General features: G+C 70.8%; 7 protein-coding genes and 1 pseudogene. 1 reads left to right on the top strand and 7 read right to left on the bottom strand.

Annotated features, from left to right (window positions below; translation table 11 throughout):
* Positions 1–118: 118 nt before the first annotated feature.
* The 3 genes from STSP_RS30120 to STSP_RS30110 all read right to left on the bottom strand — a co-directional run bounded on the left by STSP_RS30120 (position 119) and on the right by STSP_RS30110 (position 2,860).
* Positions 119–349: an acyl-CoA carboxylase subunit epsilon gene (locus tag STSP_RS30120; RefSeq protein ID WP_067284171.1), complete on the bottom strand. Its 231-nt coding sequence runs from the start codon at positions 347–349 to the stop codon at positions 119–121.
* A gap of 57 nt (positions 350–406) precedes the next feature.
* On the bottom strand, positions 407–2,047 hold the full coding sequence (locus STSP_RS30115; RefSeq protein ID WP_067284170.1) for an acyl-CoA carboxylase subunit beta: 1,641 nt from the start codon (positions 2,045–2,047) through the stop codon (positions 407–409).
* A 303-nt stretch (positions 2,048–2,350) separates the two neighbouring features.
* Positions 2,351–2,860 (bottom strand): hypothetical protein, encoded by a 510-nt coding sequence (locus STSP_RS30110; protein WP_067284169.1) that lies wholly within the window; start codon positions 2,858–2,860, stop codon positions 2,351–2,353.
* Between the two features lie 323 nt (positions 2,861–3,183).
* On the opposite strand from STSP_RS30110, the gene STSP_RS30105 reads away from it, so the two are divergent.
* Complete coding sequence (locus STSP_RS30105) at positions 3,184–3,801, top strand: YceI family protein (RefSeq protein ID WP_067284168.1); 618 nt, start codon at positions 3,184–3,186, stop codon at positions 3,799–3,801.
* A 152-nt stretch (positions 3,802–3,953) separates the two neighbouring features.
* On the opposite strand, the gene STSP_RS30100 is transcribed toward STSP_RS30105, so the two are convergent.
* The 4 genes and pseudogenes from STSP_RS30100 to cimA all read right to left on the bottom strand — a co-directional run bounded on the left by STSP_RS30100 (position 3,954) and on the right by cimA (position 9,760).
* Entirely contained in the window at positions 3,954–4,475 is a 522-nt protein-coding gene (locus STSP_RS30100; RefSeq protein ID WP_078067621.1) for a MarR family winged helix-turn-helix transcriptional regulator, read from the bottom strand.
* A gap of 420 nt (positions 4,476–4,895) precedes the next feature.
* A pseudogene (locus tag STSP_RS40525) lies at positions 4,896–5,318 on the bottom strand (FUSC family protein); the annotation flags it as partial.
* Positions 5,319–6,490: 1,172 nt separating this feature from the next.
* On the bottom strand, positions 6,491–7,846 hold the full coding sequence (locus STSP_RS30090) for a hypothetical protein (RefSeq protein WP_067284166.1): 1,356 nt from the start codon (positions 7,844–7,846) through the stop codon (positions 6,491–6,493).
* Positions 7,847–7,996: 150 nt separating this feature from the next.
* Entirely contained in the window at positions 7,997–9,760 is a 1,764-nt protein-coding gene (cimA, locus tag STSP_RS30085) for a citramalate synthase (RefSeq protein WP_078067620.1), read from the bottom strand.
* Positions 9,761–10,337: the final 577 nt, after the last annotated feature.

Below are 10,337 nucleotides of genomic sequence, written 5' to 3'. Positions count from 1 at the left end.
CCCCTTCGGGGCGCGGCCACCGCAGCCGCCGCCGCTGTGGGCAACCGCAACAAACAACAAGCCCCGGCACCCCAAACGGGGTGCCGGGCCTTGACGCTTACCCCGGCCGGCCAGAGGCCTAGTGCCAGCTGTGCGGCGCCCGGAACCCGGGCTCCCGCTCAAGCCGGCGCCACCCGGCCTTGGAGCGCCCCAGGTGAACAGAGGACGCATCGGTGGGCCGCGCGGCGGCACGCGCCATGAGGATCGCGGTTATCGCCGCGAGCTCCTCCGGCTCGGCGTGCCCCTTCTCAACGCGCAGAAAGTTGCTCTGGTCGGCAGGTGCAGCAGGTGCGGCAGCAGAAACGGTCATGGTTCTCAGTCTCCGTAAGAGAAGGATCCGCGGGGTTACCGCGGAGGATCCGCGGGGTTACTGCGGGGGGTTGCCGTGCTTGCGCGAGGGCAGGTCGGCGTGCTTGGTGCGCAGCATCGCGAGGGAGCGGATGAGTACCTCGCGGGTCTCGGCCGGGTCGATGACGTCGTCGACGAGACCGCGCTCGGCCGCGTAGTACGGGTGCATCAGCTCGGCCTTGTACTCCTTGACCATGCGCGCGCGCATCGCCTCGGGATCGGCCGCGGCGGCGATCTGCCGACGGAAGATGACGTTGGCGGCACCTTCGGCGCCCATCACCGCGATCTCGTTGGTCGGCCAGGCGTAGGTGAGGTCCGCACCGATCGACTGGGAGTCCATCACGATGTACGCACCTCCGTACGCCTTCCTGAGGATCAGCGAGATCCTCGGCACGGTGGCGTTGCAGTACGCGTACAGCAGCTTGGCGCCGTGCCGGATGATTCCACCGTGCTCCTGGTCCACACCGGGCAGAAAGCCGGGGACGTCCAGAAGAGTGACGATCGGGATGTTGAAGGCGTCGCACATCTGCACGAAACGCGCAGCCTTCTCGCTCGCCTCGATGTCCAGCACACCCGCCAGCGTCTGCGGCTGGTTGGCGACGATGCCCACCACCTGACCGTCCAGGCGGGCCAGGGCGCAGATGATGTTGCGGGCCCAGCGCTCGTGAACCTCGAGGTACTCGCCGTCGTCGACGAGCTCCTCGATCACCTTGGCCATGTCGTACGGCCGGTTGCCGTCCGCGGGCACCAGGTCGAGCAGCACGTCGCTGCGGCGCTCGGCAGGGTCCTCACAGGAGACGGTCGGCGGGTTCTCGCGGTTGTTGGACGGCAGCAGCGACAGCAGGTACCGCACCTCGGCGATGCAGGTCTCCTCGTCGTCGTACGCGAAGTGGCACACGCCGGAGGTCTCGGCGTGCACGTCCGCGCCACCCAGGCCGTTCTGCGTGATCTCCTCGCCGGTCACGGCCTTGACCACGTCCGGGCCGGTGATGAACATCTGCGAGGTGTCGCGGACCATGAAGACGAAGTCCGTCAGGGCGGGGCTGTAGGCCGCGCCGCCCGCGCACGGGCCGAGCATCACCGAGATCTGCGGGATGACGCCGGAGGCCTTGGTGTTGCGCTGGAAGATGCCGCCGTAGCCGGCGAGCGCGCTCACGCCCTCCTGGATGCGGGCGCCCGCTCCGTCGTTGAGGGAGACCAGCGGCGCACCGGCCGCGATGGCCATGTCCATGATTTTGTGGATCTTCGTGGCGTGGGCTTCGCCCAGCGCCCCGCCGAAGATCCGGAAGTCATGCGCGTAGACGAAGACGGTCCGGCCCTCGACCGTGCCCCACCCGGTGATCACACCGTCGGTGTGCGGCTTCTTGGCCTCCAGGCCGAAGCCGGTCGCCCGGTGCCGGCGGAGCTGCTCGACCTCGCGGAACGAGCCCGGGTCGAGCAGCAGCTCGATCCGCTCACGCGCCGTCAGCTTGCCCTTGGCGTGCTGCGCCTCGGTCGCCTTGTCGCTCGGTCCGCGCAGTGCCTGCGCGCGGATCGCGTGCAGCTCGGCCACGCGGCCGCGGGAGTCGGTCGGCTCAGCCGTCTCAACCGTCGCGTCACTCGCCGTGCCACTGTCCGTGGCACTCGTCGTGTCACCCGGCGTCTCGTCCAAAACGGTCATGTAGCGACCTTACGAAGCCCGCCAAGCAAAACGGGCCGTCGACTCCGTACAGTCTCCGACCCGTTTTCCTGGTGCCCCCGAACAGAACCAACCGCGGATGCAGCCGAAGTGACTGCTCAGAGACCCATCGCGTTGTAGGGATCACACAAAGCCGTCACCCGAGAGCCACCTCACATTTATCCCGGGCACATGCCTTCGCCAGGGTGATTCTCGGCCGCAGCCTACGCCCGTTCGTGGGCACCCCGACGAACGCGGTACGGCCGCGGTGCGGACGGGGTACGGCCGCGGTTCCGGCTCGGAAGATCAGCAGCCGCCGCAGTTGTAGTACGTGACGTCCCAGTGGTTGCCCTCATCGGCGTAGATGTTGCCCGCGCCGGACTTCCACTGCGGGGCGCCGTCACCGCGCAGGCCTATGTAGGTGAAGGTGTTCTTGATGTAGTTCCCGATGCACGTGTACTTGCTGTAGTCGAGCTTGTAGCCGTTCCAGTGCGAGTACGTGCCGCCCGCGTGCCCGGTCTCGGTGCCGCCCGTGATGTTGAGCGCGCAGCCGCTGGCGGACTTCAGGGTCTGGGCGCCCTGCGCGGTCGCGAGGTTGAGCTGCTCGAAGGACGTACAGGTGGGGTTGTTGCGGTCCGAGCAGCCGCCGGACGACGACCAGGTGATACCGGACGAGCGGAACATCGAGGTGGCCGTGGCGTGACTGATCTTCGTCACGGCGAAGGCGTCGGTGGCACCGGTGACGACGCCGAAGCCGGGGGCGAAGAGGGCTCCCAGGACCAGGGCGAGGGCGCTGACGGCCGAGCGGAGTTTCATCGGGTTCCTTCCTGCTGATGACCGTTCTGATGACGTGCGTACTGGCGACGCGCGCGTGCTGGTGACGTGCGGCCGTACTGCTGACGTGCGTTCAGTTGCGACGGATGTGCAGGCAGAGCGGGGAGATCCTGCCCCAGGTCTACGCGCGTCCGCCAGTGGTTCCCCGAAACGGCTCGGGAGGTCGCCGAAAAGGCCCGGGAAGCGGCCGAAATCTCCGCGCCAGAAAAAGTTGAACATTGAACGGAATAGTTCTATGGTCGACGTCGTTGAAGGTTAAAACAGCTTCGGCGCAAGGCCGGGGCTCGTCCCCCAAGGAGCCAGTCATGGGTCTCTTCGGCCGTAAGACCACCACCGCCACTGACACCGCAGCCTCCGCTGCCGCGCCCGCGGTCGACCCGGAGCTCGCCGCTCTCACCGGCGACTACACGATCGACCCGTCGCACAGCACGCTGGGCTTCGTCGCCCGCCACGCCATGGTCACCAACGTCAAGGGCGCCTTCCTCGACTTCGAGGGCTCACTGCACCTCGACGGCACCGACCCGGCCAAGTCCACCGCCGCCCTCGACATCAAGATGGACAGCATCGACACGGGCTCCGCGGACCGTGACGGCCACCTGAAGAGCGCGGACTTCTTCAAGACGGAGGAGTTCCCGACGATGACGTTCCGCTCGACGAAGGCCGAGGCCCTGGGCGGCGCCGACTACCGCATCACCGGTGACCTGACGATCCTGGGCACCACCAAGCCGGTCACCATCGACCTGGAGTTCAACGGCTCGGCGAAGGACCCGTTCGGCAACGAGCGCGTCGGCTTCGAGGGCAAGGCGGAGATCCTGCGCTCGGAGTGGGGCCTGACGTGGAACGCCGCGCTCGAGACGGGCGGCGTGCTGGTCTCCGACAAGATCAAGCTGAACTTCGACATCTCGGCGATCAAGAACGCGTAAGCGCTCCGCTGGACTGCGGTAATGACGCTGCGGGTCGGTGGGGGCTGGTCGCGCCCACGCGGCGGAGCCGCATATCGATACAGCCCCGCGCCCCTTACGGAGCGCGATACCGCACCGGAAATCGGTTAGGCCGGGCGCCGGCACGCCCCGGGTCAGTGCCGGAGTGCTCCGCCGAGCCGTCCCTCCAGCACCAGGAGGAGATCGCCGAGTTCGGTCGCGAGCCCGTTGCGGCGCTCCTCGCTGAGGCCGGCCAGCAGCGTGGCCTCGTAGGCGAGCTGTTCCGGCAGCAGCTCGTCGATGAGTTCGCGGCCCTCGTCGGTCAGCGTGAGGTGGCTGACCCGGCGGTCGCGTTCGTCGGCGCGGCGCCCGACGAGGCCGCGCTCCTCGAGGGTCCGTACCCGCTTGGTGATCGCGGCCCCGGACGCGAACGTCTCCCGGGCGAGCTGCTTCGGCGTCAGCGAACGGTCCACACGGCGCAGCGTCCCCAGGATGTCGAACTCGGCGCGGCTCAGGCCCGCTCGGGTCAGCGGGGCGTCCGCGGCCTGCTGGAGCAGGGCGGAGCACCGGTTGAGCCGCCCGATGAGGGCCATCGGGGCGGTGTCGAGGTCGGGCCGGACCTGCTGCCACTGCCGCAGCACCGTTGCCACGACGTCTTCCACGGTCTTTCCTTCCATTGCCGGGCCGGGTACCAGCGCTGTACGCGCGGGACCCGGCCTGACTCTACGCCGCCGGGTCCAGGGGCCCTGCCCGGCCCTGGTGTGCCGTGGGCGGGCGCCGGGGACGTGGGCGGCCGGGCCGTCACCGTGTGGGATCTGGGCAGAGTCCGTGCCGAGGGTCGGCTGGTGAAGCAACCCGCACGGGGTCGAGCCGCCGTGCCAGTTCGGCCAGGAGCTGGTGGCCCTCGCGTTCGGCGGTTGCGATCTGTTCCTCGGGGAGGGCGCGCTGCCACCACTCGCCGGCCGCGGTGTCCGCCGCGTCGCGCAGTTCGAGAAGGGCGCCGGCCAGGCGGTCCGGGCCCAGGCCAGTTCATGGGCGTGAGGGGCGGGGGCCGCGCCCTGGGCGACGAGCCGCGCGGCGGCCTCGTGGGCGGCGGCGGTGGATTCCAGCGCCTTCTCGGTGCGTCCGGCGGCACGCCGGTTCGTGACCAGGGCGCAGCACAGCAGTCCGATCACGACACCGAGCACGGTGTCCAGCACACGGTCGCCGATCAGCTCGCGGACGGGCTGGGGCTGGGCGAACTCGGTCATCAGCAGGGAGAGGTTGGTGACGCTGACGGCGCCCAGCCAGTACCCGCGGCTGATCGTCGCCTCCGCGCCGAACTGGAAGAACAGGGCGACCAGGACGATGGCCAGCGACCCGGTCCGGGTGATCGGCAGCAGGGCCACGAAGACGGCGAGGCCGAGGAAGTTGCCGAGTGCGCGGTGCACGGCCCGTCCCCAGCTCAGGGTCATGTTGGCCTGGAAGACGGCGGCCGCGGTGATGACGGCCCAGTACGGGCGTCCGACGCCGAGCGCCATGGAGGCCCAGCCGGCGAGGGCGCAGCCGATCGCGACCCTGACGCCGATCGGCAGCAGCGGCGAACCGGGGCCCAGGGCGTGCAGGAGCGAGTGGCGCGGCCGGTCCGGGGCATGCCGTCGCAGCAGCGCGGTGACGGCGGCCTCCTCGGCGGCGACACCGGCCACTTGCTCGGCCTCCGGGCCGAGCGGGAAGAGATCAGGCAGCGGCATGTTGCGCCGCAGGGCGCGGGCCCAGGCGCCGAGCTGCCGCGGGTCGGCCGCGCCGGACTCGGCGCGGGCCAGCAACAGTTCCAGGCGGTAGCGGTCGGCTGCGCGCTCCGGCGTGGGCACCGGCACCAGCAGAACCGTGTGCCACGCGGCGTTGACGGCCGCCGCGGCGGCGTGCCGGGCGCGGGCGTGGCCGGGTTCGCCCTCGGCGGTGCCGGCGAGGCGGGCGGCGGCTTCCAGGGCGCGGGCGACGGCGGTCCGCTCCGGCCCCCGCGGCCGTACCAGCGCCGGCGCCATGCAGACGACCCAGGCGAGCAGGCCCCCGGCCAGGGTGAGGTCCACGTGCAGCGGGATGGCGACGAACCGCTGCGGGAAGAACAGGCAGCTGGCGCCGATGAAGGTGAAGATCAGATTGCCGGGCGGGCCCATCCGGGTGGCGTCGCACACCACCTTGTGCGCGGCGGCGAGCAGCGCGGCCACGGCCACGCGTACGGCGGTGGACTCGGTGGCCGCGGCGGTGACAAGCCCGACCCCGGTGGTGGCGGTCATCCCGAGGATCACCCAGACGAGGGTGCGTGCACGGGCCGCGTAGGGCAGGCCGTGGGCGTACAGCACGCACATCGATCCGGCGGCGGTGTACACGGCCAGGTCGAGCCGCCCCAGGCCGAGCAGCAGCAGATTGGGGATGCCCATCGCGATCACCGCGCTGAGCGCCGGCTTGTGCCAGATGTCGCTGCCCCGGCCCAGCCTCATCAGGCCGCGCAACGGAAGTGGACGTACCCATGCATGCGCGCCCGATGAAATAGCCGCCTCCTCCTTGCCCTGCACCGACTCACGGTGACAGTCGAACAATTTAGCAGATGCTTTACTCGTGAATCACAGGGGCGCCCGGGTCCCGAAGTCGGGGGCAGGGCACGGCAAGCCGGGGCAGGCCACGGCGAAGAGGAGAGCCGTGGGAGCCCGTCCTAGAAGCCGCCCCCGAAGTCCCCGCCACCGCCGAAGCCGCCGCCGTCTCCGAAGCCCGAACCGAAGTCACCGCCGAAGTCGCCGGACTCGAAGTCGGCGCCCGAGACCTCGCCTCCGCCGTAGCCGGCGCCCGCGCCGAAGTCTCCGTATCCGGAGCCGTAGTTCGCGGCGTACGCGTGGCTGGACATCAGGTTGCCCAGCATGGTGCCGACGAGCAGGCCCGGCAGGAGGCCGCCGCCGAAGTAGCCGCCCGCCCAGGGGCCGTAGGCCGGGCCGGCCTCCCAGTACGGGCGGCGGCCGGTCTCGGTCTCGACCGTGCGGACCATCGGCTCCGCGCCGTCCTTCAGGCGCGCCGCGTCCGCGGCGCAGACCGGCACCTCGCGCTCGGCGCCCTCCTGCGGGGCCCACACCATCTCGGTCACCGACGGTCCGTGGCGCGGGTCGAAAAAGCACGGGGCACGCCGCTCCGGCAGCGGGCGGCCCTCGCGGCGGGCGGCCAGCTGGGAGAGCGCGAAGCGGCCGTCCTCCAGCGCCCGGGTGACTCCGCGCACCTCCTCGGGGTGCTGGGCGGCGGCCATCAGGGACTTCGCCTTCTCGTACGCGTCTAGGGCGCGTTCATAGTCGGTGCGCATCGCGTCGTCCGCGCCCGGCTCGGCCGGGTGGAAGTCGAGCCGGTCGAGTTCCTCGCCGAACGCCGTGATGTCCTCGTCGACGACGACGCGGAGCTTGTCGAGGGCCGCGCGCTGCTCCTCCTCCCGCCTGCGGCGGTTGCGTCGGGCGATCACGTACGCCCCGGTGCCGCCCGCGACGATCACGGCGCCCACGCCGATCAGCGCACCGGGTGAGACGTCCTCACCGGTGTCGCCCCAGGAGGCGGGTGCCGAGCCGCCCATGTTCCGCACGGCACGGTCGACGAAGTCGTTGAGCTGGGTCGTGGCGTCCTGGCCCTGGACGCTGGTCACCAGATTCTGGACGGCGTCGCGGGGCAGGACGCTGCTGTCCGCGCGGGCGTCGAACCGGTCACCGAGCCGGATGCCGTACAGACCGGTGATGCCCGTGTCGGTACGGAGGTTCTGGAAGAGGTTCGCCGTGGGGAAGTCCGTCGGCAGTACGGCGACGAAGACGGGCTTGTCGGCGTCCTTGATCTTCTTCGCCAGGTCGTCGGCGGCACCGGACGGCAGCACGTCCGAGGCGGCCGGATCGACGTAGACGGGGTTGTTGCGCAGGGCCTCCGCGACCGTGCCCACGTCCGTGGCCGCCTGGGCGGACGGTGCGCACACGGACAGCACCGCCAGGACAGCGGCCGCAAGGACGAGTGCCGGGGCCCGGAGTCCTCGTATCAGTGCGGCCTTCATGCCTACGAAGCTACCCGGAAATCCGACAAATAAGGACATCACGGAAACTTCGCTGCCCCAGTGGCGGTCGCGGTCACACAGCCTGGCGCGGCCCGGGCCCCGCCACGGGAAAGCGGCGGGGCGGGGCCGCGCGGCCGCCCGGGGCGGGACCTACTCCGAGGGTTCGACGCCGGCCCTCAGCAGCCCGTACGTGTAGGCGTCCTCCAGGGCCTGCCAGGACGCCGCGATGACGTTCTCGCCGACGCCGACCGTGGACCACTCCCCCTCGCCGTCGGAGGTGGAGATCAGGACGCGCGTCGTGGACTGCGTACCGTGCTTGCCCTCCAGGATGCGGACCTTGTAGTCGACGAGCTCCATTTTGGCGAGCTGCGGGTGGATGCGCTCCAGGGCCACGCGCAGGGCGCGGTCGAGCGCGTTGACGGGGCCGTTGCCCTCGGCCGTGGCGACGATGCGCTCGCCCTTGGCCCACAGCTTGACGGTGGCCTCGTTGGCGTGGGTGCCGTCGGGGCGGTTCTCGACGATGGCGCGCCATGATTCGGTGCGGAAGTAGCGGCGGGAGCGGCCCTCGGCCTCCTCCCTCAGCAGCAGCTCGAAGGACGCGTCGGCCGCCTCGTACGTGTAGCCCTGGAGCTCGCGCTCCTTGACCCGCTCGACGACGCGGCCCACGAGCTCGCGGTCGCCGCCCAGGTCGATGCCGAGCTCCTTGCCCTTGAGCTCGACGGAGGCGCGGCCGGCCATGTCGGAGACGAGCATCCGCATGGTGTTGCCGACCAGCTCGGGATCGATGTGCTGGTACAGGTCCGGGTCGACCTTGATCGCGGAGGCGTGGAGCCCGGCCTTGTGGGCGAAGGCGGAGACACCGACGTACGGCTGGTGCGTGGAGGGGGTGAGGTTGACGACCTCGGCGATGGCGTGCGAGACGCGGGTCATCTCGCCCAGGGCACCCTCCGGCAGAACCTTTTTGCCGTACTTGAGCTCCAGCGCGGCCACGACCGGGAAGAGGTTGGCGTTGCCGACCCGCTCGCCGTAACCGTTGGCGGTGCACTGGACGTGCGTGGCGCCGGCGTCGACGGCGGCCAGGGTGTTGGCGACCGCGCAGCCGGTGTCGTCCTGGGCGTGGATGCCGAGCCGGGCGCCGGTGTCGGCCAGCACCGTGGAGACGACGGCCTGGACCTGGGCGGGGAGCATGCCGCCGTTGGTGTCGCACAGTACGACGACGTCGGCGCCGGCCTCGGAGGCGGCCCGGACCACGGCCTTCGCGTACTCGGGGTTGGCCTTGTAGCCGTCGAAGAAGTGCTCGCAGTCGACGAAGACGCGGCGGCCCTGCTCGCGCAGGTAGGAGACGGTGTCGCGGACCATCGCGAGGTTCTCCTCGAGCGTGGTGCGCAGGGCCAGCTCGACGTGCCGGTCGTGTGACTTGGCGACCAGCGTGATCACCGGGGCGCCGGAGTCGAGGAGCGCCTTGACCTGCGGGTCCTCGGCCGCCTTGGTGCCGGCCCGACGGGTGGAGCCGAAGGCGACGAGCTGGGCGTTCTTGAAGCCGATCTCCTGCTGGGCGCGGACGAAGAACTCGGTGTCCCGCGGGTTGGCCCCGGGCCAGCCGCCCTCGATGAAGCCGACGCCGAAGTCGTCCAGGTGCCGCGCGATGGCCAGCTTGTCCGCGACCGTGAGGTTGATGCCCTCGCGCTGGGCGCCGTCGCGCAGCGTCGTGTCGAAGACGTGGAAGCTGTCGTCGAGGCGGGGCGTGGACGCGGACGGCGTGTCGTCGGCGGACGGGGTGCCCTGCGCGGGGACGCCGCCCTGCGTCGGGGCGCCGCTCTGCGCGGAGGCGGTGTCCTGCCCTGGCACGGCGCCCTGCGCCGTCGTGGCTGCGGACGCGGCGTGCGAACTGTCGTCGGTGGCCTGACTGGTCATGGCTGGCTGACTCCTGTCGAAGAGTGGCTCCGGAATAGCTGGATCCACTTGCCCCCATCATCGCGCGGCGCTCGCTTCCGGCCGGGATGGGGTCCGGGAAACGAAAAAACCTCTCGCGGGTGCGAGAGGTCTGCGCGCGGGTCTGAGGCACGGTGTCCGCTGCCGCGAGGGTGTGTCACGGCGTCAGCGGTCACTGCGGACCGGCGCGCTGATGCCAATAATCATGGCGAAAGCGAGCATGGTCGGCAGTCTGCCATATGCGCACCCGCGCGGAACCCCGGGTCTCACGATGTGGGCGACCTTTTTGCGCGGGTTTCCCGTCGTCATGGGTCGTCATGGGCACGGCAGCGCCCGCGTGTCCGTGTGCGGCGTGCTGCATCCGCCCCATGGCGGGGCTTGTGTACACGTTCGGCGGGCAGGGGCGGGAGCCGCTGGTGGTAGGGGAAGCTGAGTGAGTTCACAACCTCCGTCAGGACCGCCGAGCGGTCCGTTGCGCCCCCCGCCCGGCCCGGACATGGGGCCCGAGCCCGGCCCTCCCCCGGCTGGCGGGCCGTCCCGCCGGCTGCTCGCCCTGATC

The organism is Streptomyces jeddahensis (genome assembly GCF_001642995.1).
GTDB lineage: Bacteria > Actinomycetota > Actinomycetes > Streptomycetales > Streptomycetaceae > Streptomyces > Streptomyces jeddahensis.
The sequence above is the reverse complement of the archived record's forward strand: the minus strand, read 5'-3'. Positions and strand labels throughout refer to the sequence as shown.

What these genes read in the sequence shown, in the direction of transcription:
- STSP_RS30110 (WP_067284169.1), bottom strand. Translation starts at nt 2,860, where the DNA reads ATGAAACTCCGCTCGGCCGTCAGCGCCCTCGCCCTGGTCCTGGGAGCC.
- STSP_RS30115 (WP_067284170.1), bottom strand. Translation starts at nt 2,047, where the DNA reads ATGACCGTTTTGGACGAGACGCCGGGTGACACGACGAGTGCCACGGAC.
- STSP_RS30090 (WP_067284166.1), bottom strand. Translation starts at nt 7,846, where the DNA reads ATGAAGGCCGCACTGATACGAGGACTCCGGGCCCCGGCACTCGTCCTT.
- STSP_RS30100 (WP_078067621.1), bottom strand. Translation starts at nt 4,475, where the DNA reads ATGGAAGGAAAGACCGTGGAAGACGTCGTGGCAACGGTGCTGCGGCAG.
- STSP_RS30105 (WP_067284168.1), top strand. Translation starts at nt 3,184, where the DNA reads ATGGGTCTCTTCGGCCGTAAGACCACCACCGCCACTGACACCGCAGCC.
- STSP_RS30120 (WP_067284171.1), bottom strand. Translation starts at nt 349, where the DNA reads ATGACCGTTTCTGCTGCCGCACCTGCTGCACCTGCCGACCAGAGCAAC.
- cimA (WP_078067620.1), bottom strand. Translation starts at nt 9,760, where the DNA reads ATGACCAGTCAGGCCACCGACGACAGTTCGCACGCCGCGTCCGCAGCC.